General features: G+C 41.4%; 22 protein-coding genes. 14 read left to right on the forward strand and 8 right to left on the reverse strand.

Annotated elements, in window-relative coordinates:
* Positions 1–2: 2 nt before the first annotated feature.
* Positions 3–2,477, forward strand: a complete 2,475-nt coding sequence (locus BMY50_RS06120) for a hypothetical protein (RefSeq protein WP_093320306.1) — start codon at positions 3–5, stop codon at positions 2,475–2,477.
* Between the two features lie 84 nt (positions 2,478–2,561).
* Here BMY50_RS06120 and BMY50_RS06125 read toward each other — a convergent pair whose 3' ends face one another.
* Both BMY50_RS06125 and BMY50_RS06130 read right to left on the reverse strand, forming a co-directional pair.
* On the reverse strand, positions 2,562–3,797 hold the full coding sequence (locus tag BMY50_RS06125) for an MFS transporter (protein ID WP_238383673.1): 1,236 nt from the start codon (positions 3,795–3,797) through the stop codon (positions 2,562–2,564).
* Between the two features lie 4 nt (positions 3,798–3,801).
* Positions 3,802–4,881, reverse strand: a complete 1,080-nt coding sequence (locus tag BMY50_RS06130) for a zinc-binding dehydrogenase (protein ID WP_093320311.1) — start codon at positions 4,879–4,881, stop codon at positions 3,802–3,804.
* A 335-nt stretch (positions 4,882–5,216) separates the two neighbouring features.
* Between BMY50_RS06130 and BMY50_RS06135 the strand changes: the two genes are divergently transcribed.
* From BMY50_RS06135 to BMY50_RS06145, 3 genes are read left to right on the forward strand one after another with little or no spacing between them, the layout of a single operon-like run.
* Positions 5,217–6,446 carry an enolase C-terminal domain-like protein gene (locus BMY50_RS06135; RefSeq protein WP_093320315.1) on the forward strand — a complete coding sequence of 410 codons (1,230 nt, stop codon included), beginning with the start codon at positions 5,217–5,219 and terminating at the stop codon, positions 6,444–6,446.
* Positions 6,443–8,089, forward strand: coding sequence for a sodium:solute symporter (locus BMY50_RS06140; protein WP_238383674.1), 1,647 nt, complete (start codon positions 6,443–6,445; stop codon positions 8,087–8,089). The genes BMY50_RS06135 and BMY50_RS06140 overlap by 4 nt, the downstream gene beginning before the upstream one ends.
* Before the next feature lie 46 nt (positions 8,090–8,135).
* Positions 8,136–8,909 (forward strand): SDR family NAD(P)-dependent oxidoreductase, encoded by a 774-nt coding sequence (locus tag BMY50_RS06145; protein ID WP_093320322.1) that lies wholly within the window; start codon positions 8,136–8,138, stop codon positions 8,907–8,909.
* 1 nt (position 8,910) lies between these two features.
* Here the strand turns inward: BMY50_RS06145 and BMY50_RS06150 are convergent, their stop codons facing one another.
* On the reverse strand, positions 8,911–9,783 hold the full coding sequence (locus tag BMY50_RS06150; RefSeq protein ID WP_093320325.1) for an AraC family transcriptional regulator: 873 nt from the start codon (positions 9,781–9,783) through the stop codon (positions 8,911–8,913).
* A 328-nt stretch (positions 9,784–10,111) separates the two neighbouring features.
* On the opposite strand from BMY50_RS06150, the gene BMY50_RS06155 reads away from it, so the two are divergent.
* The 7 genes from BMY50_RS06155 to BMY50_RS06190 all read left to right on the forward strand — a co-directional run bounded on the left by BMY50_RS06155 (position 10,112) and on the right by BMY50_RS06190 (position 19,378).
* A complete protein-coding gene (locus BMY50_RS06155; RefSeq protein WP_093320330.1) occupies positions 10,112–12,583 on the forward strand; it encodes a glycoside hydrolase family 95 protein in 2,472 nt (823 codons plus the stop codon).
* Between the two features lie 32 nt (positions 12,584–12,615).
* The gene (locus BMY50_RS06160) at positions 12,616–13,914 is read left to right on the forward strand and encodes an alpha-L-fucosidase (RefSeq protein WP_093320334.1); all 1,299 of its coding nucleotides are present in this window, start codon (positions 12,616–12,618) and stop codon (positions 13,912–13,914) included.
* A 126-nt stretch (positions 13,915–14,040) separates the two neighbouring features.
* Positions 14,041–14,394: an L-rhamnose mutarotase gene (locus BMY50_RS06165; RefSeq protein WP_202907752.1), complete on the forward strand. Its 354-nt coding sequence runs from the start codon at positions 14,041–14,043 to the stop codon at positions 14,392–14,394.
* A gap of 492 nt (positions 14,395–14,886) precedes the next feature.
* Positions 14,887–15,891 (forward strand): terpene synthase family protein, encoded by a 1,005-nt coding sequence (locus BMY50_RS06170; protein ID WP_093320338.1) that lies wholly within the window; start codon positions 14,887–14,889, stop codon positions 15,889–15,891.
* Between the two features lie 123 nt (positions 15,892–16,014).
* A complete protein-coding gene (locus BMY50_RS06175; RefSeq protein ID WP_093320343.1) occupies positions 16,015–16,584 on the forward strand; it encodes a hypothetical protein in 570 nt (189 codons plus the stop codon).
* Between the two features lie 3 nt (positions 16,585–16,587).
* Positions 16,588–18,711, forward strand: a complete 2,124-nt coding sequence (locus BMY50_RS06180; protein ID WP_093320347.1) for a cation:proton antiporter — start codon at positions 16,588–16,590, stop codon at positions 18,709–18,711.
* Positions 18,712–18,934: 223 nt separating this feature from the next.
* Complete coding sequence (locus BMY50_RS06190) at positions 18,935–19,378, forward strand: SRPBCC family protein (RefSeq protein ID WP_093320355.1); 444 nt, start codon at positions 18,935–18,937, stop codon at positions 19,376–19,378.
* A 28-nt stretch (positions 19,379–19,406) separates the two neighbouring features.
* Here the strand turns inward: BMY50_RS06190 and BMY50_RS06195 are convergent, their stop codons facing one another.
* A complete protein-coding gene (locus BMY50_RS06195; RefSeq protein WP_093320358.1) occupies positions 19,407–20,009 on the reverse strand; it encodes an HD domain-containing protein in 603 nt (200 codons plus the stop codon).
* Positions 20,010–20,319: 310 nt separating this feature from the next.
* Between BMY50_RS06195 and BMY50_RS06200 the strand changes: the two genes are divergently transcribed.
* Entirely contained in the window at positions 20,320–21,153 is an 834-nt protein-coding gene (locus BMY50_RS06200; RefSeq protein ID WP_202907753.1) for an oxidoreductase, read from the forward strand.
* Positions 21,154–21,472: 319 nt separating this feature from the next.
* Positions 21,473–21,982, forward strand: a complete 510-nt coding sequence (locus BMY50_RS06205) for a chorismate mutase (protein ID WP_139202215.1) — start codon at positions 21,473–21,475, stop codon at positions 21,980–21,982.
* Positions 21,983–21,993: 11 nt separating this feature from the next.
* Here BMY50_RS06205 and BMY50_RS06210 read toward each other — a convergent pair whose 3' ends face one another.
* The 3 genes from BMY50_RS06210 to BMY50_RS06220 form a co-directional block, all read right to left on the reverse strand.
* Positions 21,994–22,944, reverse strand: coding sequence for a homocysteine S-methyltransferase family protein (locus BMY50_RS06210; RefSeq protein WP_093320370.1), 951 nt, complete (start codon positions 22,942–22,944; stop codon positions 21,994–21,996).
* A 182-nt stretch (positions 22,945–23,126) separates the two neighbouring features.
* Entirely contained in the window at positions 23,127–23,936 is an 810-nt protein-coding gene (locus tag BMY50_RS06215) for an SDR family oxidoreductase (protein ID WP_093320373.1), read from the reverse strand.
* 45 nt (positions 23,937–23,981) lie between these two features.
* Positions 23,982–24,392 carry a GlcG/HbpS family heme-binding protein gene (locus tag BMY50_RS06220; protein WP_238383675.1) on the reverse strand — a complete coding sequence of 137 codons (411 nt, stop codon included), beginning with the start codon at positions 24,390–24,392 and terminating at the stop codon, positions 23,982–23,984.
* A gap of 156 nt (positions 24,393–24,548) precedes the next feature.
* On the opposite strand from BMY50_RS06220, the gene BMY50_RS06225 reads away from it, so the two are divergent.
* Positions 24,549–25,463, forward strand: a complete 915-nt coding sequence (locus BMY50_RS06225) for a helix-turn-helix domain-containing protein (RefSeq protein WP_093320378.1) — start codon at positions 24,549–24,551, stop codon at positions 25,461–25,463.
* A 31-nt stretch (positions 25,464–25,494) separates the two neighbouring features.
* On the opposite strand, the gene BMY50_RS06230 is transcribed toward BMY50_RS06225, so the two are convergent.
* Positions 25,495–26,472 (reverse strand): GlxA family transcriptional regulator, encoded by a 978-nt coding sequence (locus tag BMY50_RS06230; protein ID WP_093320381.1) that lies wholly within the window; start codon positions 26,470–26,472, stop codon positions 25,495–25,497.
* Positions 26,473–26,562 lie beyond the last annotated feature (90 nt).

Below are 26,562 nucleotides of genomic sequence, written 5' to 3' on the forward strand. Positions count from 1 at the left end.
ACATGATTTACGCAAAATTAGCCACCCGAGCTTCACTGACAATGCTGATACCCCTGTTTGTAGCCTGCAAAACAGGTAAGCCGGCCATTGAAAAACCCCAGGCCTTTAGTGGTATTTATCCTCATCTAGCCATGTACAATAACGAAGGCGAATGTGGTACCGGTGCAGTTGTACCTTGGGGTGGCGATTTATGGGCCGTTACTTATGGTCCACACCTACCCTTTGGATCTTCCGACAAGTTATATCAAATAACACCCGATTTAAAGCGCACCGTCCGAACGGAAAGTATTGGCGGAACCCCTGCAAACCGAATGATCCATCCCGAGAGCCATCAACTGTTCATCGGTCCTTATGCCATCGACTCAGGCGGAAAAGTGCGGGTCATTCCTTACGACAAGATGCCCGGAAGGCATACAGGTAATGCTCGTCATTTGAGCGACCCCGCCGGAAAGATCTATTACGGCACCATGGAAGAAGGGTTTTATGAAGTAGATGTGAAGACATTAGCACCTACCTGCTTATATCCCGATGGAAATGTTAAAAAAGAAAAAAGTAAGGGTATTTCAGAAGCTAAGCTCATTGGCGCACATGGTAAAGGCCTCTATAGCGGACAAGGCGTATTGGTATACAGCAACAATGGTGAACTGAGTAAAGAGGCTATGGAACGATTTGACGCACCCTCCGGGGGCTTGCACGAATGGGATGGCAAGCAATGGAAGATGATCCGCCGAAACCAATTCGTGGAAATTACGGGGCCCGGGGGCATCACCGGCAACAAAAATCCGCAGACCGACCCGATATGGACTACCGGATGGGATCACAAATCTTTACTACTAGGTGTTCGCGGGAATAATACCTGGCGTTTTTTCCGCCTGCCAAAAGCCAGTCACAGCTACGACGGCGCGCATGGGTGGAATACAGAGTGGCCGAGAATTCGAGATATAGGCACCAAAGAGCAGCCAGATTACTTAATGACAATGCATGGCATGTTCTGGAAATTCCCTATGCAGTTCAATATCGGAAATACCGGTGGAATTCGCCCCCGTTCCACTTATTTAAAAGTGATTGGCGACTATACACGCTGGAATGATCAGTTGGTATTTGGTTGCGATGATTCGGCAGAAAAGGAATTTTTGAATAAACGGAAAGCCAAGGGAAACATTTTGGGCCCTGGGCAGTCAAATTCAAATTTGTGGTTCACTTCCATTAACCTGCCCGATTCCTTAGGGCCAAATACCGCAGATGGTGCCGTTTGGCAGCGGGAAGAGGTTAAGGCAAATACGCCTTCAGACCCCTTTCTATTCACCGGCTGGTCGAGCCGTAGTGCTTGGATCAAAAATGAATCCAAATCAGCTGTCACATTTAGGTTTGAACTTGATAAAGATGGCCATGATGCTTGGACAGCTTTCAAGATCATCACTGTAGCACCTGGAGCTTCCACTAATTACTCCTTCACTGGGCAGGAAGATGGCGAATGGGTTCGAGTCCAAACGGACAAACCCGCTAAGGTAAGTGTGCATTTTGTTTACGCAAACCCAGACATGCGCACATCTCCTGCACCCATATTTACTGGTTTAAGCAAACAAGCTACCAATGAAGGCGGCCTGCTTTATGCATTAGGCAACAACCAACGCACACTTGCTGTCCTTGCGCAGCATGTAGAAAACGGCATTGCCAAGAAAACTGGTTATTACGAGTTGAACGAAAAAATGGAGCTGCAAAAGAAAAGTAATGATTCCGTAGAGCAAAAAATCAATCAGCATATGGCAATATACAAAGACGCTGTAGCGATGGACAATGCTTCCGTTTTGGTTATTGATGACGCCGGACGTCGATGGCGCCTGCCCTTTGGAAATGAATCCTATACGGAGCTTACCAAAAAAGGTGCTTTAAGAGTTTGTAGGGAAGTAGCAACGGAACGTGACCTCTTCAATTGTCACGGTACATTTTATGAGTTACCTGCAGAAAATGCCGACGGCTATGCGAAGATCAGACCCGTTTCATCGCACAATCTTAAAATCAACGACTATGCCTCCTACCGAGGTTTATTGGTGATGTCTGGAATTGATATAAAAGCGAACGAAACGTTAAATAACCCGCACATCATTCTTTCACAAGATAAACAAGCGGCTGTTTGGGTGGGTGCCATTGACGATTTATGGAAACTGGGAAAACCGACTGGACATGGTGGACCTTGGGCGCAAACTGATGTAAAAGCAGGCAAAGCATCTGACCCTTATTTAATTGGGTTCTATGATAAAAAATCATTAAAATTATCGCATAAGGCTGCATCAGAAGTAAACTTCACGGTAGAAGTTGATCCCGGTGGCGAAGGCAACTGGATGACTTATCAAAAAATTACGGTGAAGCCTAATGAGACATTCAACTATCACTTTCCTGCCTCTTTCCAAGGAAGGTGGATACGTTTTCGAAGTAACCAAGATTGTATCGCAACGGCCTTTTTAACTTATGATTAAGAATTCAAAGATGCTTGGATAAAACAAGGGGTTCGTGTGAGCCCCTTGTTTCCAATATTTTGCTTAAACACGGCTCATCGCAAATCAATCTTTCGCCGGTCCGTACTTGATGAAGAACATAATAGTGGCCGACAGTAAACAAATCACCGCTATGACGAGGAATATATTCTGTGAATTACCTGTAATATCGATGGTATGCCCCAGAAGCGGTTCGCCTATGGCGGCAAAGAGATAGCCACACATATTCATAAAACCAATACCTGTTCCGGTATATTTACTCCCTAGCATATCTGGACTTAGTGGCCAAAAACAAGCTTGAGGCCCGTATACGAAAAATCCGGCCAGTAACATTAAGACACCCCCCATCAGCAGATTATGCCCCGGCAATACATACACCCCCAAAGAGATCAGCGCACTGGCCGACATCCCAACAAAAATAGCCTTCAACCGGTCGCGCTTAAAGAACGTATCTGATAGCAATCCAAAGGATAAAGCACCCACTGCCATACCAACTGGCAGCAAGAAAGTCACCCATATATGTTCCGGGCTATCCTTCCAATTTTTTCCCAAGTAATGAACGGGAACCCAAAAGATCAATCCATACCGCGCCATACTTTCAAAACCGAAAGCAAGCGAGGTGAGTAAAAATCGTTTATTCCCCAATACCATTCGATAACGTGTTAACCAGGTTTCGGCGGGTTGTTCGGACGCCATCGTTTCACCCTGATCAACGGTTTGCTCCGGTTTATCACGTGCAAGTATCAAAAAGATCGTGGCGGAGAGCAACAATAATAGCACGGGCAGACGAAAGAGCATCCGCCACTCGTACCCTTGTGCCAGCAGTAAAATCGAAAGAAAGTAAGTTACCACGGATGAAAGACCTGCAGCCATGGTATAAAAACCGAAGGCTTTCCCACGTTCCTCCTGCCCCCACCAATTATTGATCAACTTTCCTCCCGGTGCCCAGGCCATGGATTGAAAATAGCCATTCAATGCCCATAATACCATAATTGGGTATAAACTATTGGCAAAACTAATAGCGATATTGGTAAAAATAGATAAATAAGCACCCGTTGTCATCATTAGACGGTCACTAAAACGATCAGCTAAATTTCCGTTAATTAATTGACCAACAGAATAACCGATCAACATGCAAAAACTGACCCAACCGATTGTTGCATATGGAATACTTAAGGCTTGCGCCATTCCTGTTGCAGCCCAGCCAAAGTTATGTCGTCCGGTGTAAAAGAAAAGGTAACATAACATCGTTACCAGCAACATCTTCCATTGCTTCTTTCGAAAATCCTTTGTGTGTACCATGTATTTAGTCGCCAGCGTGAGGGTTGATAAGAATGCCAACACGTAGCGGCTTTTTCTTTAGTGCATAATCAAATGCAGCTTCTGCATCTTTCAAAGCAAACTCGCGGCCAACAATTGTTGAAAAGGGAAAGTTTTGATAATGCTCGCTAATAAAATCAACAGCACATACAAAATCCTCAAAATTATAATTGTGTAGCCCTTTTATCGTTAAAAGTCGGCGTATAACCTTTTCAGCATCTACTTGGATTTTTCGCGTATTCAAAACTGCACCTACCCATACCGCTAAACCACCTATAGCGAGCGACGCAAGTCCGAGCTCCATTGCCTCAGGAGAGCCGCTCATATCAAAGGCAACATCAATGTCTTTAAGATTTTCAGGTGTACCACTGCTCAGCATATGGATTTCGTCTGCGCCAAATTCTTTTGCTTGCAGTAAGCGCTGCTCATTGATATCTGCAACATGAATGGTGGCTGCGCCCGCTGCTTTGCTCATTGCTACACTAACAATACCTAAGAGACCTGCTCCTGTAATAAGCACCTTACTATTTTTAACAGTACCCGCTAGGCGAAAGGCACCGGCAACGGTTGCAACCGCGCAATTAATGGTAGCAGCAATTGGCAGCGGAATATCTGTAGCGATCTTAAGTACCGCAGTTCCCGCTTTCAAAATGCAGTGCGTTCCCAAACCTCCATGCAAGGTGTCCGTATTGGTAATTTGTGCATGGCCGTATTTAAAAAGTCCGCTTCCCTTTTGTGGCATCCCCTTTCGCGCCATTTCAGAGTTCACATCCGAAGAAAATATACTCCATGTAATCCTGTCCCCTACCTGCAATGTATTACCACAGTAATCCATCCCCGAATGCTGGGCAGATATGGCCAGAATCTCGCCCACTATCTCGTGGCCAAGCACTGTTGGCGTATTTTCCTTTCTTAATCCGCAATAAGTATGCAAGTCGCTGCCACAAATGGTGGTATATAAATTTTTGACTAAGATCTCTCCTGCCTCAATTGTTGGAATTGGTACTTCGAGTAATTGCATTGATTCATTATGTCCGTGAAAGGCTATTATTTTTGCATTCTTCATATATGCTTGGTTAATTTTGGTTCAAATATATGCCGTTAATGTTTAACTAATGTAAACAAAGTTTATAAAAATTATTAACTTATCCCGCAGAAACTCCAACCACATATCCAATTAGTATACAAAAAAGCGCCATCTCCTGACTTATCAGGGGTTTAAATATCCGTTGCATAAGCCCTCCTGTTGCTTTGTTTTGCCGAATGCTAAATATGCTACAATACAGTTAATATATGTAAATAAACTTTTAAGGTTCAAAACGGCTTTCGTTTACCTTCGTAACGTTATATAGCGATAAAGTTTTAATAGTTTTCAAAAGGAATCGCTTTGATAAATCACACATGATCTACAAATTTAACGTTCGAGACGTACGCTTTCCTCTTGCCGCCGGAGCAGGTAGCGATGCCGTCCATCAAAATCCTGTATATTCTTATGCCGTTGTTCAGTTAAGGGATGACAACGGTTTTACTGGTACAGGTTTAGCCTTCACCCTTGGCGAAGGAACAAACCTTGTATGTAAGGCAGCCGAGTTTTACGCCGAAAAATTACTAAAATGTGATATCGAGGAGTTAATGTCGCATTTCGGCGAAACCTTTAACCACCTCAGTAATGAACAGCAATTTCGATGGCTCGGGCCACATAAAGGAGTTGTTCACTTAGCGCTTGCAGCAGTAACCAATGCTTGTTATGACTTATGGGCAAGAAAAAGAGGTGTACCCTTATGGAAATTACTCATCGACCTTCCTCCAGAACAATTGGTCAACACGCTGGATCTATCCTATTTAGAAGATGAACTGACGCGGGAGCATGCTATCCAGCTGCTGAATGAAAACAAAACAAGTCAACACACGCGGATGAGCATTATTAAAGCGGGTTATCCGGGCTATGATACATCCGTGGGCTGGTTCAATTACAGCGACGACGACATAAAAGTAAATTGCCGTAAAGCCATCGACAACGGTTTTAGCGCATTGAAACTTAAAGTCGGCAGCCCGGAGCCCGAACGTGATATACGCCGCGCACACCTCGTTCGGGACATTGCCGGCAATGATGTAAAAGTAATGCTCGACGCCAACCAACAGTGGACATTGCCACAAGCACTTTTCATCGGAAAAAAACTACTTTCTATGAATCCCTATTGGATAGAAGAACCGACGCATCCTGATGATATTTTTGCACACCAGCTACTAGCTAAAAACCTGGCACCCTGCAAAATTGCTTTAGGAGAACACGTATCCAACCGCATTTTATTTAAAAATTACCTCCAATTGGAAACAGCAGGTTTTATTCAAGTAGATGCCTTACGCGTTGGGGGCGTAAGCGAATTTATCAGCATCAGTTTATTATGTCGTAAATATGGAATTCCTGTTGTACCACATGTAGGTGATATGGGCCAGCTACACCAACATCTGGTTCTTTTTAATCACATTAGCTTAAATCACGAGGCCCTATTTCTAGAACATATACCACATTTAAAAAGCCACTTCGAACAACCGGTAGTAGTACAGGATGGAGTATATAAGACCCCGATGGAAGCAGGCAGTAGTTGTAACTTCAAGGAAATGTTATGATGTTAAAACCCATCGATTTAACGATTGCTGTCCTGTATATCCTTTTCATATTCGTTATAGGACTTTGGACGGGCTGGCAACATAAAAGAAGTATAAAAGGCAAAAGCGGCCAGGCTTATTTCTTGGCCGGCAAAACCTTAGCCTGGCCTGCCATCGGTTTGGCATTGTTCGCCACCAATATATCTACCGTTCATTTAGTTAGTCTTGCCCAAAGTGGTTTCGACACGGGGCTGCTCAATGGAAACTTTGAATGGATGGCTGCGTTTACGCTTATTCTTCTAGCCTTGTTTTTCATCCCCTTTTACCTCAAATCGGGCGTATCAACGCTTCCAGATTTCCTGGAAAGAAGATACGACCGAGCGAGTAGAGACTGGCTAACGGTTATTTCTATTATATCTGCTATTGTCATACACATAGCCTTTTCTATGTTAGCTGGTGGTATTGTTCTCAAAACCCTCTTCGGGTTCAATATGTACCTAAGTATCTCCGCCATTTGCGTGGTAACCGGCATATATACCATTATCGGTGGATTGAAAGCAGTGGTAGTTACCGAATCCATTCAAACCATCGTGTTGCTTTTAGGCGCATTCATCATCAGTTTTGCTGCATTTCACCAAATGGGCGGATGGCAGCCAATGGTAACTGTTCTGAAAGAAAATGCGGAACTGGAAAAGCTATCCATGCTCCGATCCTCTTCAGACCCTAGTGGAATGCCCTGGTATGCGGTACTTTTCGGTTATCCTGTTTTGGGGATTTGGTACTGGTGTGCAGACCAAACGATCGTGCAACGTGTGCTCGGTGCGAAAGATGAGAACCATGGCCGTATAGGTGCACTATTTTGCGGATTTATAAAAATTTTGCCTGTATTTATCTTTATCCTACCGGGATTGTTCGCCTATACGTTGAGCCAAACAGGGCGGCTCGATCTGCAAAGCCTAGGTGTAAATGATCAGGGAGAAGTTAATTCTAAGGGCATTTATGCCCTAATGATTACACAGTTGCTTCCTTCCGGTTTGATAGGTATATTGGTTGCGGCCTTACTTTCGGGGCTGATGAGTCAAATATCCGGTGCGTTAAACTCCATCTCAACATTAGTCAGCTACGATATTTATAAGCGATTTCGGCCCCAAGCACATGACGAACAACTAATTAGGGCAGGAAAGGTAGCAGCAGTTATCGCCATGATCGTATCATTAGGCCTGCTACCTTTGCTAAACAAATATGAAAGTATATTTAACGGCATAAACGACGTTATCGCCCATATCGCACCACCTATTACCTGTGTGTTTCTGTTGGGTGTTTTTTGGAAGAAGGCATCACCTATGTCCGCTAAGCTAACACTCTGGATAGGGTCCGTTTTGGGAATTGTTGTCTTTACCATTAGTAAATATGATTTAGAAAGCTTTATCGGAAAAATTCCGTTCATGGTGATGGCCTTCTATCTATTTGTTGTCTGTTTGGTTTTACAAATAAGCTTGTCCTTTTTATTTCCAACAAAAACCAATATACAACGCCATGATTTATACTGGAAAAACCCTTTAGATGCCTTACGTGGCCCGGCTTGGAAAGGTGTAGGTAATTATAAATTTTTATCTATTTTATTATTCACGGTAATCTGTTTACTTTATGCCTTATTTCACTAAATAATTTGAAATTCTTACACATTCTTGTTCATTGAAATTTATACCTATGAAATCACTAGAGGGAAAAACAATCTTGTTAACAGGCGGAACGGACGGTATCGGTTTGGCTTGTGCGACAGCTTATGTTGAAGCCGGAGCCCAATTGGCCGTCATCGGCATCGATCAAGATTCGATTGACAGGACATTAAAACTAATTGGCGCAAGCAACCACCTCGGGCTTTTATGCGATGTAAGCATAGAAGCGTACGTTAAAACCGCTATCGCACGTACACTCGAACGCTTTCATAAAATAGACGTTATACATAATAATGCGGGAATTGCATCACCTTCAAAACCATTACACGAAACAAGTGATCACGAATGGCAATGCCTATTCGATGTCAACTTAAGAAGTATACTCTATACTACGAGATATGGTTATAAACACTTAAAAGAAACGCAAGGCTGTGTCATCAACACCAGTAGTTTGGTAGGTGATATCGGACAAGAAAATCACGCTGCATATGCAGCCACAAAGGGAGCGATGAATGCACTCACCAAATCCATGGCGCTGGATTACGCAAAAGACCATATCCGGGTTAATGCCGTTTTACCGGCAGCCGTGATGACGCCCATGCTGAAACAATGGATAAAAGAGCAGCCTCAGCCTGAAAAAATCGTGGATTTTTTAGAAGATATTCATCCTTTAGGTTACTGCCCAGAGGGTGATGTCATTGCGGATGCATGTGTATTTCTTGCATCAGAAAAAGCGCGCTTTATTACCGGTGTTACGTTGCCCGTTAGTGGCGGAGCCGAACTGGGTTATCGCAGAAATAGCTAATTTAATGAGGTATCAGCGTTTTTCTATAGTCGGATGGTGTCTGTCCTTTTACCTCTTTAAATAACTTATTAAAATTAGAAAGGCTGTTGAAACCGCATTCATAAGCTAGACAGGTTATTTGCTTTTCCCCTTCAGCAATCAACTTGCAGGCATGGCTGATGCGTACCTCCGTCACAAACTCCATAAAGGTGCGCTGTGTCCGGTTTTTAAAAAACCGGCAAAATGCATGCCTGCTCATATGTACGATATCAGCAACATCTTCCAGTTTAATCTGCTGTGAGAAATGATCAAATATGTATTTAAGAATTTTATCAATACGATCATTATCCTTAAGTTGGTACGTATTCGTGTAACCTGCTTTTGTAAGCAGATCAAATTCTTTCGTATGCGCCAAAATTTTAAGAATCTGCGCCAAAATTGTCAAACGTTCAAAAGTTTCTTCTTGCTCATTGATTTTGAATAATAAGTCTTTCAAGTGCTTCTTGGTATCTCCATAGAACTTTAATCCGGATTTACTAACTCCAAGAATATGCGAGAGCCTTTGCATATTCCCGAACGTCCCCAACAATTGTAGAAGTTTGCATGGATGTATAAAAAGAGAAACCGACTTCGCTCCTTCCGTGCCGTCTCTGAAGTATAATGGATTGTTGTGCCATACATGAGGTACATTAGATCCAACAAGTATCAGTTCATCCGGACCGAAATTTTCTACGCTGTCTCCGATCATGCGTTTGCCTTCACTTTCAACCACATAAATTAGCTGGCATTCTTCGTGGAAATGAAAGGTCGTCGAAAAATAAGGCAATTCCACAATTTTTGTTCCGAACACCTCATTTTCCTTTCCTTGTAAAATAGTAGCTTGTATAGGTTTCATTTATATTGATTTGGCAGAACTAAAATACGGTATATTAACATAAAATAATAAAAAATTAATAAAAATTGTTAAGATACATTCAACACTAGCTAATATAGATTTATTAAAGGAAATAATTTTTTTTAGTTATGGCGAAGGAGTCGGCAAAGCAATATACAGGTACGATCAGCAAATCAAAGGTGTACTATTCTCTTAGGTAAGATTAACAAACTAAAGCAAAAATAGCGGTAAAACATTAATATAAAATCAGTCTTTGCAAACATAGTATTTGTTTCTCAGCCTTTCATTTTAGACATTAGCATCCACTAAACAATATAAATATCAATTTATGCTAAACGGTAAAGTTGCTTTACTTACAGGTGGAAGCGAAGGCATTCTATTCAAAGCCAAATTCTTTATAGCTTTAATTTTTGTTGTAATATCCAGTATCCAATCTACATATGCGCAGCAGTACCAAAATAAGCTCTGGTATACAAGTCCAGCCGATGCCACCGCAAAAGATAACCCTGATGGTTGGGTAAGCGACCAAGAATGGCTAAAAGCTTTACCTATTGGTAATGGGCGCATGGGTGCTATGGTTTTTGGCGATGTAAATCAAGAACGGGTCCAACTGAACGAGCTCTCGCTTTGGAGTGGTAGTGTAGACGATAACGACAATCCTGAAGCAAGAAAATATCTTCCGCAAATAAGAAAGCTACTTTTTGAGGGTAAATACAAAGAAGCTTCTGAACTGACCAACAAAACCCAGGTCTGTAAAGGAAAGGGTTCTGGCCAAGGCAACGGAGCCAATGTACCTTTTGGCTGTTATCAAACTCTTGGCGATCTGTGGTTGGATTTTGGAACCAAAGGAAAAGCTTATACAGATTATAGTCGTGAGTTGGACTTGATCAATGGAATTGCTAAGAGTTCGTTTACTCAAAATGGCGTAACCTATATCCGCGAGGTTTTTTCCTCTTTTCCAGATCAAGCTATTGTCATCCGATTAACCGCAAATAAACCAAAATCAATCAGTTTTAGCATAGACATCAATAGACCCGAACGTTTCAAAACCATCTCTACTAATAAACAACTGGTAATGAGCGGCATCCTTGATAACGGTAAAGGTGGAGATGGTATGCATTACAAAACTTTTGTTACGCCCTTACTTACCGATGGAACGTTAAGTACCAAGAACAATCAATTGCAAGTAAGCCAAGCTACTGCAGTAACCATCTTGATTACCGCCAAAACCAATTACCGATTACACTATCCCGATTACATCAACAATAACTTTGAAAAAGAATTAGATGCGATTACGAAAAAGGCAGGTTCGAAAACTTATATCGCCCTAAAGCAGGCACATATGAAGGATTTTTCGGCCTACATGAACCGGGTAGACCTTAAGCTTGACAACGCAAACAACATTCTACCCACCAACGAGTTGATGGGCAAAAATTTTGAGTTAAAAAACGAAAATGCCTACTATCCATTGTATCTTCAGTTTGGCCGTTACCTATTGCTATCTTCATCGAGAGACGGCGGTTTGCCAGCCAATTTACAGGGCATTTGGGCCAATAAAATCCAAACACCCTGGAATGGCGACTACCATACCGACATTAACGTACAAATGAACTACTGGCCTGCCGAAACCACCAATTTGGCAGAGTGCCACAAGCCTTTGATGGATTTGATTTTTTCTATCCAGGAACCAGCAAAAAAAACGGCCAAAACACAATATGGCATGAAAGGCTGGGCCTTGCACCCCGTTACTAATGTTTGGGGGTATACGGCGCCCGGCGAACACCCCAGCTGGGGTATGCACGTTGGTGCTGGCGCCTGGATTGCACAACACCTTTGGGAACATTACGCTTTTAACAACGACAAAAGCTTTTTGACCAAAGCCTATCCTGCTCTTAAAGGAGCTTGTATGTTTTATCTCGATTGGCTGGTGAAAGATCCTAAAACCGGAAAATTAGTTTCAGGCCCATCGCCATCGCCAGAAAACACCTTTAAAGCTCCAGACGGCGCTACAGTGCAAATCAGCATGGGGCCAACGCACGATCAAGAAGTGATTTATGATTTATTTGAACACACGTTAGCAACAACAAAAATACTGGGTATCAGCGATGCCGCTTTTGTTAAAAACTTAACCGATGCCAAAAACAAGCTGGCCCGCCCGAAAATTGGAAGCGATGGAAGATTGATGGAATGGGCGAAAGAATTTGAAGAGGTAGAGCCTACACACAGGCATCTCTCGCATTTATTTGCCCTGTACCCGGGCAACGAGATTTCCCCAAATAAAACTCCCGAGCTGGCAGAGGCGGTAAAGAAATCTTTAGAAGCACGTGGCGACGGAGGTGTGGGCTGGACATTCGCCTGGAAAATTGCACTTTGGGCACGTCTACATGACGGTAATCGCGCTTTAAGCATCCTTAATAGCCAACTCCGGCCTACCACAGAAGTAAATACCCTTTACAACAAAGGCGGCGGCGCTTATTACAACTTGTTTAACGCCGGTCCCCCCTTCCAAATAGATGGTAATCTTGGCATAATTGCCGGCATGGCCGAAATGTTTGTGCAAAGTCATGAGGAATTTATTGAACTATTACCAGCCTTACCGAACAAATGGAAAGAAGGATCGATTAAAGGATTGGTTGCCCGTGGAGGTTTCGTAGTAAACATAGAATGGGAAAACGGTAAGCTGACCGCTGGAAGTATTACCAGTAAAAAAGGTGGCAAATGCAAAGTAAAATACGGCGATAAAATCATCAGTCTTAGCATATTGCCGGATCAAACGTTAACTATAACCGAAAAATTATAAGGTATGCTTAAATAATACATAAATCACATTCCATGACTAAGAAAATTATATTCCTATGTGTTTTTATCGTAGCCAATTTTAACGCGTATGCACAGGCTGATAAAGAAGCGCTCAAAAAATTCATGAACGATCGTTTCGGTATGTTTATCCACTGGGGACCCGTGAGCTTACGCGGAACGGAAATAGGTTGGAGCAGAGATAATCAGGTGGCGGTAAACGACTATGATAGTCTATACAAAGAATTCAATCCGGTGCTTTTCAATGCGGAAGATATTGTTAAGGTAGCTAAAGATGCTGGAATGAAATACCTCACCATCACGGCACGCCATCATGATGGATTTTGCCTTTGGCCTTCGGCCTTTACTGATTACGATATTACCAACACACCCTATAAAAAAGATATTGTTGCAGCTTTGAATGAAGCCTGCAAAAAGGCAGATATCAAATTCTGCATCTATTACTCCGTGCTAGATTGGTACCATCCAGATTATCCGAAACACAGCTCGAAAGAAATTCCTTTGGATCCTAAGTCGGACATGCCGAAATATATCGCCTATATGAAAAACCAATTAAAGGAATTGATCACTAACTATGATCCCTACATGCTCTGGTTCGACGGTCAATGGGAAAAACCATGGACGGATGAGATGGGTAAAGATATATATGATTATGTTAAAGAACTAAAGCCCAGCATTATCACCAATAACCGCTTAGGAAAAGAAATGGCCGGTGTGGACAACAAAACAACCGATCATACCAAGATTATCGGTGATTATGATACCCCCGAACAAGTGGTGGGCAAGATGAATATGGATTTCCCTTGGGAAAGTTGTTTCACCATCTGTCAACAATGGTCGTGGAAACCCAACGATAAAATGAAATCGCTGGATACCTGTATCAGTATACTGGCAAAGACGGCAGGAGGAAACGGCAATCTTTTATTAAATGTTGGCCCCATGCCTGATGGCAGGATCGAAGCGCGTCAAATAAAACGCTTGGAAGAGATTGGTGACTGGCTGAAAACAAACGGCCAAGCTATTTACGGTACCTTAGGTGGACCGTACGAACCCAAGTCCACTTATGCTACCACCAGAAAAGACAACAAAGTCTTTATCCATCTATTGGAAACCAGTGCTTCAACCATCGACCTTAAACAGCTACCAAACAGAAAAATAAATAAGGCCTACGTGCTGGGAGGCAGTCCGGTATCTATTACCCCACATCAAGAGAATTTTACGCTTTTCCTTCCAGCAAAGCAGCATGCCCGTACCCCCTATGTTGTCGTACTGGAGCTAAATGGGAGCAGTGAGAATCTACCCATCATTAAGTAGGCAGATTGATTACAGGAATTTTGTTCAGAGAAGAATCGCTATAAAATGAGGCTTTATATAACAGGTTTGATCACCCTATTCATACTTTGTATCTTTGGTTGTCAGCAAAATCAGAAAGCGAAAGAAATGAGAAATAATAATATACAACGCTATGGATCGGTAACAGGCGTCAAGCCTGAAAAGCTTTCGTATTATAAAGAACTGCATGCAGCCATTTGGCCGGATGTGGCAAAAAAAATTACGGAATGCAATATTCAGAACTACTCTATCTACCTAAAAGAGATAGACGGGCAATTTTACCTGTTTAGCTATTTTGAGTATGTAGGAAACAATTTCTCGACAGATATGCAGAAGATGGCTACCGATACGGCAACACAGCGCTGGTGGAAAGAAACAGACCCAACACAACTACCACTACCAGATGCGGCAGACAAAGGAGAAATTTGGAGCCCCATGGAAGAAGTATTTCATCAAGATTAATTAATCGACGCTCGTTCTTCAAACTGCTTATTTTTCCTAATCTCGATCTAAATTTGCCCCAACACCTTTACGCATCTTTGCCTAGGTATGGCTGAAAGGGATATTTCCACAACAAGACATTTACCTGCATAGAACAGATTTACAAGCAAAAGAACAAAATCGAGAAATATAAATTCGGCCATAACATCTTTTACTAAGCAATCAGCTCCATAACACACGCTAGCGAATAACGAACAACAAATAACTAAGCTAACAACCCTAGGTCTATACTTTCATAAATCATCAACAAAACAAAATGAACAGAATGAACTAATCTCTTTGATGAACAGGTGGTTATATTTATTTTCTAATATTTAATAAGCGTATGCACGAACTCTTACCGTAGGCTCTTCCAATTCATTTCCCTAGTGATTCCCCAGAAAAATACAGTAAAAAATTAAAAATAGTGAAACCGAAGTACTCAACTCAATTACATTTTCAAAGCCCAGTACCATGACAAACGAGCAAGAATTCTATTCATTATTTCAACACATGCCACGTCCAGAATATCCTTTCCCTAATCTGATCTCTCCGTTTGCGCAAGAGATGCGGGAAATATATTACAATTGGATTGATACAGACTACACCTTTCATTCTGAAAAAGCACGGGAAACGCATAAAAAGCACGTACTGACTGATATAGCGGCCCGCGGCCTGCCATTCCTGAAAACACTGGATGAATTATTTCCAGTTGCAAGTTTAGCGGCAAATGGTGCCATGATGGATGACTATTTTGACAATTGCACTTACGATGAGATGTATGCCATAAGAGAAAGAAGTATAGCACTACTCGATGGGCAGGATAAAGAAGAACCCACTGACAATGGTATATTTCGTCAGCTCTATTTACTAAGACAGCGTGCTATTAAATGCAGTATGCCACAACATCTGTATGATAAATTTATAGCTGCCATTCATAATATGCTATTAGGTTTTCAGGATGAAAAGCGGTATATGTCTGCCAATACCATACCGCCACTTTCGGTCTATTTAATACTTCGCGAAGATACCAGCGGTGGATTACCTTTTTGCAAATACGTAGCGATGCAAAAAGACTTTCGCCTATTGCCAGATGCTGTGTTAGAACATCCCCATATTTTGAGATTGCATACATTAGCAGCCCTCATGATCGGCGTGCATAACGATATTATTTCGCTACCAAAGGAGTTGAACAGGAAAGGTGACGTCATTAATATCGTAAAAGTAATGCACAACGAAAATAATGTATCATGGGAAGAAGCCTATATGATGGCGATGGATTTCCATGATAAACTCCTGAATGAGTTTAAACTGCTACACGAGCATCTTCCTAATTTGGGGAAATGGCAGGAACCGGCTTATGATTACGTACACAAGATAGGAATTATGATACAAGGCGTATACGCATGGCATACCAACGATAAATCCCGCTATGTTCCGGGTGGTTACGTAGAGCCCGAGTATCAAAGCGCTAAATAGGATCGTGCAGGAAGGTTGAATCACATTATGCTACCAGTGGCGATAGACCGAACTTTTATAGCCTTTAGTTGTTATAAGTGTTAAACTGGTGGGAATCCTTAAATTTACGCTAAAACGAACTATATGAAGCAACGTTACTTATCTATGTATTTTCTATTAGCTCTTTTCATTACCGCATGTAAAGACAATCAAAAAACAGAGCAGTTAGCGAAGCGTGAGCAAGCATTATTAGAACGTGAAAGGCAATTCGCATTCAAAGAAACAGATTATCGATCGTTATTGCACATGCGAGACAGTATCCTGGCAAAAAACGATACGATTATGCCCAGTAGTTGGCCAGAAGCAGTAGTAGGCACCTGGAGCAGTAAAGTTATTTGTAAAGAATCCAACTGCAATGATTATGCTGTGGGTGATCAGCGCACGGCAATTTGGGATTTTACAAGCGATTCTACCGGCATGTACACCAAAGTTATCAATAATAATAAGCTGAGCCGCATTTTTAGGGGGAGCTTTCAAAATGGCAACGTAGCACTACACTTCTCCACAGATACTAGTGCTCAAAAACAAGTAACCATGCAGGTTATGCTTAACCAAGCGGGCAATGACTTAATAAAAGGTACCCAAGTAATCCAGGTTGACAATCGTTGTACAGCCAAATTTTCTGTTGAATTAGTACGAGCCTCAAACCAATAAGCTATGCCATTATTAAGTATTCAGCACTTAAGCCTGCCCATCGAGGATCCATTATTGAAGTTTTTATTAGAGCTTATCATCATATTAAGTGCACCCCTTTTATTAAACAAAATAAAGGTACCTCACTTATTGGGTCTTATCATTGCCGGCGCAGTTATTGGCCCTAACGGATTCAATGTACTGGCCAGAGATAGCAGCGTGGTGGTTACCGGCACTACCGGTCTACTGTATATCATGTTCCTTGCTGGGTTGGAAATCGATATGGGCGACTTTAAAAAAAACAAGTGGAAAAGTATTACGTTCTCCATTTATACCTTCGCAGCCCCATTTGCATTAGGTTTTTTTGGCGGTTACTACCTCTTACATTTTAATTTGCTCACATCCATTCTCTTCGCGAGTCTTTTTTCTTCTCATACACTTATTGTATACCCGTTGATCAGCAAATTGGGCCTAGCAAAAAAACTATCTGTAAACATTACGGTAGGCGGAACAATGATTACCGACGTGCTCTCGCTCTTGGTATTAGCGGTGGTTGTTGGCATGACGCAGGGCGAAGTTGGTAGTAGTTTTTGGATTCGACTTTCGATATCGATGCTTCTTTTCGGTCTTATCGTGCTGTTGGTTTTTCCAATGATAGGACGATGGTTTTTTAAGCAAGTGGAGGATAAGATTTCGCAATACATTTTTGTTTTGGTAATGATTTATTTGGCAGCCCTATTAGCAGAAATTGCCGGTGTAGAAGCTATCATTGGCGCCTTTTTCGCTGGCTTAGCCCTTAACAGGCTTATTCCTCATGCCTCATCGCTCATGAATCGGGTAGAATTTGTGGGAAACGCTATCTTCATCCCCTTCTTTCTAATCAGTGTAGGCATGTTAATCGACTTTAAAGTATTTTTCAAAAGCTGGGAAACCCTTGGTGTCGCTACCGTCATGATGATAGCATCTATCGGTGGTAAGTATATCGCTGCTATTGCGACCCAAAAAACCTTCAAATTAACCAAAGATGAGGGTCGGCTGATCTTCGGAATGAGCGCAGCTTCTGCTGCAGCTACCCTCGCCTCCGTTATGGTGGGCTACAACATTATCATTTCAGAGACGGCCAGCGGTGAGCCCATTCGTTTACTGAATGAACACGTACTTAATGGAAGTATTCTGCTAATTTTAGTTTCCTGTACCATTTCTTCCTTCATTTCTATGGCCAGCGGGGAACGAATTGCGGAGGCCGATCAGGAAGATACAGCTTCCGGTAATAGTCGCGAGCGAGAATATATCCTATTGGCGATGAACCATGAGGAAACCGTAGAACGTATGGTAAATCTGGGGTTGCTGATGAAGTCCGAAACAAATACCGATCGCTTATTCGCACTCAATGTAATCAACGAAGACAAAAATGAGTCTTCCATAAAAAATGCCGAAAAGATACTACACAATGCGGTAGATACTGCTTCCGCTGCCGATGTGGCCATCCAGCCACTCACCAGATATGATAATGATGTCATTTCGGGTATCAATAACGTCATCAAAGAGAAAAAGGTTACCGATCTTGTTATCGGGCTCGAAGACGAAAAAGGTTTTTCGCCTTCGTTTGTTTACAATCTTTACAATGGTTATTTGCAAAACGAACACGTGAATGTATTGGTATACCATGCGGCGCAACCCATCGCTACGCTTAAACGCCATGTCGTTCTGATCCCGGAAAATGCGGAAAAAGAACCCGGCTTTTTCCATGCATTACTAAGAATATGGAATATTGCCAGAAGTTCGGGCGCTTTGATAAGTTTTTATGCAACAGCAAATACCATACATGTTTTAGAACGCATTTTAAAGAGAGCAAATATTGAAGCTGAACTGAAAGAAATACAGCATTGGAAAGTAGCAGAAAAGGCCGCTATGGAGCTTGGAGAAGACGAGGGACTTATTGTGCTAATGGCAAAACGAGGTATGGTGTCGTATTTTCCACAAATGCGCTTCATGCCCGAATTTCTAAATCAGCATTTACACGACAATAATTATCTATTGATTTATCCTTTTTCCCAAGAAGATGGAACAGCTATGGAAAAACGCGCTGTGGGTAACCATCGGGATTTCGGTGAGATTAGCAAGGTTATCGGGAAATTATTTAAGTAACGGCCAATTGCTGAACGACACGTATACTACCGCCTGTTTTAAAGGTTTTCACCCCGCTATATTTGATCGTGAAATCGACCTAAGCATCTTTTACGCCAATTATATAGGAGTTGAAAAAGTCGCAATCCGCCTCGTAGTTTGACGCTTATATGCTAACTTCTTCTCATATTATTCTATAGCTTTGTTTATCAGCGAAGGATCCGCTAAACTTAAAAATAAACTTATGAAAACATTACAGTTCACAAAAGAAATCAAAGCTCCAATCAAAAAAGTTTGGGATGTACTTTGGAACGAAAACACTTATTCAAAATGGACAAGTGCCTTTAATCCAGAAGGCGAATCTACTATGCAAAGCGATTGGCAGGTGGGTGGAAAAACACTTTTCGTAGATAACAAGGGCAATGGCATGGTAAGTACCATAAAAACTAAAAACGACCCTTATGAAATCGTCTTTGAGCATTTGGGAGAAATAATGGATGGTAAAGAAGATACTACCAGCGAAAAAGTAAAAGCCTGGGCAGGTTCATTAGAAGAATACCACCTTTCTGAAAACAATGGAATTACTACACTCAAGGCTTCCGTACAAATAGGAGAAGAATGGGGGGATATGATGACTAATGGGTTTACTGTAGGCCTGGAAACAGTCAGAAAACTCTCAGAACAATAAAATTAAATTTTATAGATCCCCGCGTATTTTATCGCGGGGCATCTTTTCTAAGGATACCCTTTTCAACGCTTTCGTTCAATACGTGTTCCGCATAGGCCCAAATGGAGGTCGAACCCTTTTTAATCGCTTTCTTTTTATCATAAACTTTCTGGTATTCCACCTTAAATTCGGCCCAGGTCCCACCACCATTAGAAGCATTTTGCAGCAAAGGCTCAAACCGATCCATCGTTCTGGCAAATTTTGCATCATCTGTAATCCCTGCTTCAAATTCTTCCCAAATCGCCATAAACTCTTGCGCCTGTTTTTCAGGCAATAATCCAAAAATCCGCTTTGCAGCCAATCGTTCCTCTTCCGTATTGCTATGGTTTTTCGATGTATCGTAAATAAACGTATCACCTGCATCAATTTCCACCAGATCATGAATCAACACCATCTTCAACACCCTAAGCACATCAATAGCTTTATCTGCATGTTCGGCCAACACCAATGTCATCATTGCCAAGTGCCAACTATGTTCCGCATCGTTTTCGTGCCGATCGCTGTGAAACAGTTTGGTTCTGCGTTGAATGTACTTTAATTTATCAATCTCTTTAATAAAAGCTACCTGCTTTAACAAATCGTTTGTACTCATCCCTTTATATATGCAGTAAATATAACCATTTAAGTTACGAAGCTTTGTACAAGCACGGTTATTTTGTTCCGCAAGCGATGCTGCAATTAACTTAAGTGAAAAATTAGCTCATATTATAGCAGATCTGGAATGTGCGATCAGTTATAGCCTGGGCTTTGTACAATCATCACATTTTACCTACCTTTTCAAGAAACAAACCAAGGTGAACCTACTTCCGTCCGACTTGTTTGAATTTCGATACTATCCGTTTGATTCAGGCAAAAGCTTTGCTGTTTGCCTGTTATATCTTTGCTATATGAACATAATGAATATGGAAAACAAGAAAGTATGGTTTATAACAGGTGCATCCAAAGGCCTGGGCTTAGCTTTAGTCAAACAATTATTACAGGCTGGCCACCAGGTGGCAGCGACCTCCCGCAATAGCATAAACCTGGTTGATGCCGTTAATTTTAACGGTGATACATTTCTACCCTTATCGGTAGCGCTGGGCAACGATGAAAATGTTGCCGCTGCCATCCAGCAGACCCATCAAACCTTTGGTCGGATAGATGTAGTTGTGAATAATGCCGGTTACGGCATCGGTGGCAGTATAGAGGAACTGACCGACGAAGAGACACGTGATAGTTTCGAAGTCAATGTATTTGGTACGATCAACGTCATCCGCCATGTGCTACCGATCTTACGCCAACAGGGGGCTGGTCATATCATTAATATCTCTTCCATTGCCGGTATCGCTCCCGCCACCGGCTGGTCTGTTTACGGAGCTACAAAACATGCCGTAATTGGTTTAAGCGAAGTACTGGCTGAGGACGTCAAATCACTGGGTATCAATGTAACCGTCATCGCACCCGGAGCCTTCCGTACAAATTTCCTGCAGGCAGACTCGCTGGTACTATCGGAAAAGAAAATCGATGCTTATGCAGACATCCGTGCCTCGCATGAGCGCTATTCCAACATGAATGGTCATCAAGCCGGCGACCCCGAAAAAGCAGCAAAGGTCATGATCGAGCTATCGGAGATGTCGGAACCACCTCTATACTTACTTTTGGGTAGTGATGCCTATTCGCGCGCGTTTAGCAAGCTGGAGCTGCTCGCTTCAAGCTACAAGCAATGGGAAGCCTTAACAAAATCGACGGATTATTGATCTCGAAGCCATACATATATCAAACAATAAGATCCAGATTGCATTTTAAAAAATTCTGCAATAAAAAAATCTTCAACCGGGGAGATTGAATACTTTTAACTAACCAATTATAAACCTAAATTATGATGACACAAAGATAGTGTACAAGATACAAGCTACGCCAACGATGGGACTGCCTATTTTCTGTGACAACTAGAAGAACGGTGTTAGCGACATAAATCTATAAGAACTTTTTTGTTGCTTTTACGGACGGCAATGTTATCAGCGATTTGACATTTCATGAAACTTCCATTAATTTATTTTTTTAATTTTGGATAACTTGTCGCATTATAAGAGCAAATGGATAAAGCTTATTGCTGAGGAGAATCCAAATGCAACAGCGCCATTACCTGCTATTCATATTGTAAAAAGTAACAAAAAGAGAATCAGATACAACCCTAAAAAAGAAATTATGCGCAAAATAATCACGATCACCAGTATATGTGTTATGGGTATTATGGCAGCAAGGGCCCAAGATCATGCAGTACTTGCTCAAGATACAATGACTGTCTATCGGAAAAAGATTGATAAATTAGACAAAGAGATTATCCACTTACTAGGTGATCGCATGCAAGCTGCCAGAACTATTGGAGCTTATAAAGTGAAACACAAGGTAGCCGTAGTACAGCCCGACCGCTTCAACAAGGTGCTGCAACAGGCTGTTATTGAAGGGGAAAAGGTCGGCTTATCGGCGGATTTTGTAAAGAAACTGTACGAAGATGTGCATACTGAAAGTGTACGTCAGGAAGAGGAGCTCAAACAAAAAGCTATCACACAAAGAAAGGATTAAGCTATTTTAAATTAAAAATGACGAATCTGGCTCGCAATTGCACGAATATGTTCTTCGTCAGTGCCGCAACAGCCACCAAACACCGTTAATTGGGAAAAAGTCTGTTTCAGCTTCTTATGTTCAACACTCCATTCCTGCGGGTTTCCTCTGTCTAACGCAGTCGTCTCATCTAATTCAACATGGCTCTTACAGGAAGCGTTTGCCCTTATCCCTTTTATTCGTTTTGTCCATTGCTCATTTCTTCCAGCTTCCAGTTCACTGTAAAAATGAGTTGGATGAGCGCAATTGATCATAAAATAAAGAGGAGGTTGTCCTACGCTTTTATCAACGTACTCAATAGCTTTCTTTAAGCTCATTCCAGTAGGGAGCCTACCATCTACTTCAACAGTAAAGGAAATCACTACCGGAAGCTTCGCTACACCCGCAGCTCTAGCAATACCAATGGCTTCTTCGGCATAATTCATCGTAATCGCCGAAACCATGTCAACAGGTGTTTGGCTGAATACTTCTATTTGTGCTGAATGATATTGCTGGGCGTCTTCCACAGACATTGTATTTTCCGGTTTGTAACCATCACCCCGAGGCCCAATACAACCGCTGATAACGATATTGGCTATATCATTCTCATATTCTTTTTGTAGGTTAACAAGTAGTTGAATGGCATTTCTATTAACCTCATATATCGCTGAATGCGGGTATCCTATTTTTTGAATCCAATCAGGATTGGCCCGCCAAGTAGGACTTTCTAAAATGAATCCCATTTTAAAATCTTTTGCGATTTTTAAATACTGTCGATAATAATCCTCAATTGTATTATACCCCTTCTTATCCTTTAATAAATCAAAGGCAGCAAAGTAGGGTAGTTCGTAACCCTGAAGAAAAATCAGCGTCGTTTCCAGACCGCCATCAGTTAAGAACAAACTATCAGATGCATTTGGAAAAGTTACTTTAGTATTAGCCATAAGTTATAGGTTTTAAACTGTGTATCACTCGCTTATATGCACTATAAAGCTACATAAAACGTCCAAATAAATACAAGCTAAATTAAGTCCCGTATTCGGCTATTATTGGTATATATTATCTATGCTTAAGCTTCTATAGGAAAACAAACCCGAAAAACTTCGGGTTTGTTTTATTTTAAAGATTAGATCGTATTTTCCCAAGCTTTCAATTGATGATCCTTTAACATATCTTCAATGGTTTTAGGAACTACATTTCTGAACTTTCCTTCATCAGACGGCACAATTTCGATCATGCGGTCTATCATTTCCTTTGAGTCCATCTTTCCTTCTGGAGTAGCGAAGAAATCATCAAAACCTTTACGGAGGTCAGCTCTTTTCGTGAAGTTCACCTCATCATCTAACCAGCGGAACGGGTTGTCCGCCATCGTTTCGTTGTATCCGGTATAATAAGCTCCCGGATTGATGGTCTGTACTTTTATTCCATAGGGCTCAAGCTCCTGCTGCATAGCTTCCGCTAAAGACTCCAACGCATGTTTAGAAGACACATAAGTTCCCCAGTTTGCGGGTGTGAACAAGCCGCCCATTGAAGAGGTGAACACAACTTTTCCTTTTTTACCTTCCCCTACCCATTTTTGAACGACACCTTGTGTCAGAACCAGTGGTAAGAAAACATTCACTTCAAAGTTTTTTCTGACAAGATCAACAGGGATTTCCCAAACAGGCCCGGCTTCGCCCATTCCAGCATTGTTCCAAAGAATATCAACGTTCCATTTCAACGCTTGTTTGATGTCGTATTGATCAGTAAGATCCAAGCGTTCTACTCTAATCTTGTCTGACAAACCCAAGGCGGCGACTTCTTCGCGAAGGGGCGTTACCTGAGAGGAGACGTGCACAGCCGCAATGATGTTGTGTCCGTTTTTAGCCATTCCAATGGCAGCTCCTTTTCCAAATCCTGAGCCTGCTCCTGTAATTAAAATTGTTTTAGTTTCCATTTTTTTAGTTTTTTAAAATTGGTAATGAAATGTTTATTTATCTTTTTATTGGTTTTGGTTGAAAATTTCTGCCCCTGCTATTGCAATCTGAAGGTCTTCCGAAACGGCTCCACCTGACACGCCTATATAGCCGATGATACCCTTGTTCTTTAGGATAGGGAGCCCGCCGGCAAATCCTACCAAACCATCATTAGTGGCCGTCATTCCGTAAGTACCAGCCTCCGGTTTTAGGTATTGTCCAACGTTTTCGCTACTCGTTCTGAAAAGACTTGCCGTTTTAGCCTTCTTTATGGCAATGTCCATTGATCCTAAAACGGCGTCATCCATTCTTTCAAAAATTTTAAGGTGTCCTGCCGTATCCAACACGGCAATATTTACATGCACATTCAGCTGTATAGCCTTTGCCCTCGCCTGCTGCACAACCTGTCTTGATTCATTGAGATTGATTTCCATCATATTGATTTTAAATTGTTGTTTCGTTTTGTTAAGACAAAGTTGCTGCAGATTTAGAAAGATTCTTATAGGAAAAAAGAGACAGATTTTATGAAAATCAAACCTTATAGAATTTTAAGATTTTTAATAACTTTATGAACCAAAAAACTAGCCACGTGTATGAAATCAACCATAGATCTCAAAGCGATAGATCAGCTCCGGAATTTTCCGGATCTTACACCTATATACAGAGAAGCCCACAACTCACCACCCATCAGAGTTTTCAATCGTGCGATTGAGGATTGCAGGAATTATCTATCCGCCAACAGAAGGGATTTCTATAAAATCCTGATGATCACGGGAGGGGAAGGTGTTTTCACTTTGGGCCTAAATAAATACCTAATAAACGCACCGACCATTTTTTTTATACATCCACATGACATTATCTCGTGGCAGAAAACTTCGGGAGAATCAGCCGGGTATTACCTGCTTTTTAAAAGAGATTTTATTAACCATCACCCTCTATTGAAGACAACATTGGAGCGACTGGGATTATTTAAAGACAAATCAAAATCTGTCATTTGGATTGAAGATAAAGACCTTCCTGGTTTTAACCGCCTTTGGGAAAGCATGTACAATGAGCAGGGTAATGAGTTGGGATATGACGCTATTCAAGCCTATATACAATTGCTAATGATTGAGAGTGCAAGAAAATCCAACTACCTCATTCCTGAACATACCGGTGAAGAGTATGACCATATCCATCGATTTTTTGGTTTACTGGAAGAAGAAGTATCCCAAATTAACTATGAAAATCCCATCCGGCTCAGAACCGCACAGGAATTCGCTATGTCTCTGAATCTTCACCCCAATTATTTGAACCGGATCCTCAAAAAGAGAACAGGTCAGAACGTGAGTACTCACATAAAAGGACGGCTTTTGGATGAATGCAAAGCACTTCTTTTACAGACAACGTGGACGCTGGAGCAGATAAGCTATGCGGTTGGGTTTTCCGACCAGCCGAATTTCAATTTTTTCTTTAAAAAAAATACAGGTTATACACCGAACGCTTTTAGAAAAGGAATTTTACAATAATATTTATTGCTCCAAAATACTTAAGACGCCATTATACCTCATTTGACACCCGTGCAAACTTGTTCCTATACTCAATTGGAGTAAGTCCTGTAATCTTTTTAAAGATATCTCTAAATGCTTTCGTATCTGTATAACCTACATCAAACATTGTTTCAGTTACATTCTTTCTGGATGCCTCAAAGAACTTTTTGGCGGCTTCTATTCTTACTCTTTGTATATACTCTATAGGTGTATTGTTGGTAGCCTCTTTAAATTTTCTTTCAAAAGTCCTACGGCCTGTATTAATCAACTTTGCTAGCGTTTCTATTGATATTTTATTACAATAGTGTTTTTCAATGTAATCTTGGACTTTTTGAATATCATCGTCACCATGATTCCTTTGGCCTTTGAATATAGCAAATTGAGATTGATTATCTCTTCCAATGTCTAATGCAAAATATTTTGAAATCATTATAGCTGTTTCCCTGTCAGCAAATTTTTCAACCAGGTATAATATTAAATTCCATAAACTGCTTGCCCCGCCGCTGCTATAAATATTGTCATGTTCTGTAATGATCGCTCCATCTTCTACTTCCACATCGGGGTATCGCTCTTTAAATTCGTTGATATAAGCCCAATGTGTAGAGCATTTTTTTCCATTGAGTAAGCCTGTTTCAGCCAAAAGAAAAGCACCGATACACAAACTGGCAAGACTAGCACCTTTCTCGTATAGCCTTTTAAAATAGGGTATCGCTTCTGCGTTGGCCTGAACTCCTTTATCGGTATCACCAAATGTAGGTGGTATAATAAGTAAGTCCGTTTCACGCACATCTTTGAGCAACCTATTGGTCTTTATAGTGTATTCGCCATTGTTGGCAGGCACGTATTCTTTTAAGCCCACATATTCAACCTTGAAAATAGGCTTTTTACCAAATGTTGTTAAAAACTCATTAGCGGTATGAAAGGTTCTGAATGGCGGGGTAATGGCTTCAATTACTCCATACTCAGGTACAAAGACAGAAATCTGCATATCAATGGTTAGTATTAGCTCGCAAGTTAAAAAATAGTTTTGTCATAATTCACCCTTAAAATTGTCATTTTTACAACAGCCGCAATATTG

This window comes from Olivibacter domesticus (genome assembly GCF_900109575.1).
Lineage (GTDB): Bacteria > Bacteroidota > Bacteroidia > Sphingobacteriales > Sphingobacteriaceae > Olivibacter > Olivibacter domesticus.

What these genes read in the sequence shown, in the direction of transcription:
- BMY50_RS06120 (WP_093320306.1), top strand. Translation starts at nt 3, where the DNA reads ATGATTTACGCAAAATTAGCCACCCGAGCTTCACTGACAATGCTGATA.
- BMY50_RS06125 (WP_238383673.1), bottom strand. Translation starts at nt 3,797, where the DNA reads ATGGTACACACAAAGGATTTTCGAAAGAAGCAATGGAAGATGTTGCTG.
- BMY50_RS06130 (WP_093320311.1), bottom strand. Translation starts at nt 4,881, where the DNA reads ATGAAGAATGCAAAAATAATAGCCTTTCACGGACATAATGAATCAATG.
- BMY50_RS06135 (WP_093320315.1), top strand. Translation starts at nt 5,217, where the DNA reads ATGATCTACAAATTTAACGTTCGAGACGTACGCTTTCCTCTTGCCGCC.
- BMY50_RS06140 (WP_238383674.1), top strand. Translation starts at nt 6,443, where the DNA reads ATGATGTTAAAACCCATCGATTTAACGATTGCTGTCCTGTATATCCTT.
- BMY50_RS06145 (WP_093320322.1), top strand. Translation starts at nt 8,136, where the DNA reads ATGAAATCACTAGAGGGAAAAACAATCTTGTTAACAGGCGGAACGGAC.
- BMY50_RS06150 (WP_093320325.1), bottom strand. Translation starts at nt 9,783, where the DNA reads ATGAAACCTATACAAGCTACTATTTTACAAGGAAAGGAAAATGAGGTG.
- BMY50_RS06155 (WP_093320330.1), top strand. Translation starts at nt 10,112, where the DNA reads ATGCTAAACGGTAAAGTTGCTTTACTTACAGGTGGAAGCGAAGGCATT.
- BMY50_RS06160 (WP_093320334.1), top strand. Translation starts at nt 12,616, where the DNA reads ATGACTAAGAAAATTATATTCCTATGTGTTTTTATCGTAGCCAATTTT.
- BMY50_RS06165 (WP_202907752.1), top strand. Translation starts at nt 14,041, where the DNA reads ATGAGAAATAATAATATACAACGCTATGGATCGGTAACAGGCGTCAAG.
- BMY50_RS06170 (WP_093320338.1), top strand. Translation starts at nt 14,887, where the DNA reads ATGACAAACGAGCAAGAATTCTATTCATTATTTCAACACATGCCACGT.
- BMY50_RS06175 (WP_093320343.1), top strand. Translation starts at nt 16,015, where the DNA reads ATGAAGCAACGTTACTTATCTATGTATTTTCTATTAGCTCTTTTCATT.
- BMY50_RS06180 (WP_093320347.1), top strand. Translation starts at nt 16,588, where the DNA reads ATGCCATTATTAAGTATTCAGCACTTAAGCCTGCCCATCGAGGATCCA.
- BMY50_RS06190 (WP_093320355.1), top strand. Translation starts at nt 18,935, where the DNA reads ATGAAAACATTACAGTTCACAAAAGAAATCAAAGCTCCAATCAAAAAA.
- BMY50_RS06195 (WP_093320358.1), bottom strand. Translation starts at nt 20,009, where the DNA reads ATGAGTACAAACGATTTGTTAAAGCAGGTAGCTTTTATTAAAGAGATT.
- BMY50_RS06200 (WP_202907753.1), top strand. Translation starts at nt 20,320, where the DNA reads ATGGAAAACAAGAAAGTATGGTTTATAACAGGTGCATCCAAAGGCCTG.
- BMY50_RS06210 (WP_093320370.1), bottom strand. Translation starts at nt 22,944, where the DNA reads ATGGCTAATACTAAAGTAACTTTTCCAAATGCATCTGATAGTTTGTTC.
- BMY50_RS06215 (WP_093320373.1), bottom strand. Translation starts at nt 23,936, where the DNA reads ATGGAAACTAAAACAATTTTAATTACAGGAGCAGGCTCAGGATTTGGA.
- BMY50_RS06220 (WP_238383675.1), bottom strand. Translation starts at nt 24,392, where the DNA reads ATGATGGAAATCAATCTCAATGAATCAAGACAGGTTGTGCAGCAGGCG.
- BMY50_RS06225 (WP_093320378.1), top strand. Translation starts at nt 24,549, where the DNA reads ATGAAATCAACCATAGATCTCAAAGCGATAGATCAGCTCCGGAATTTT.
- BMY50_RS06230 (WP_093320381.1), bottom strand. Translation starts at nt 26,472, where the DNA reads ATGCAGATTTCTGTCTTTGTACCTGAGTATGGAGTAATTGAAGCCATT.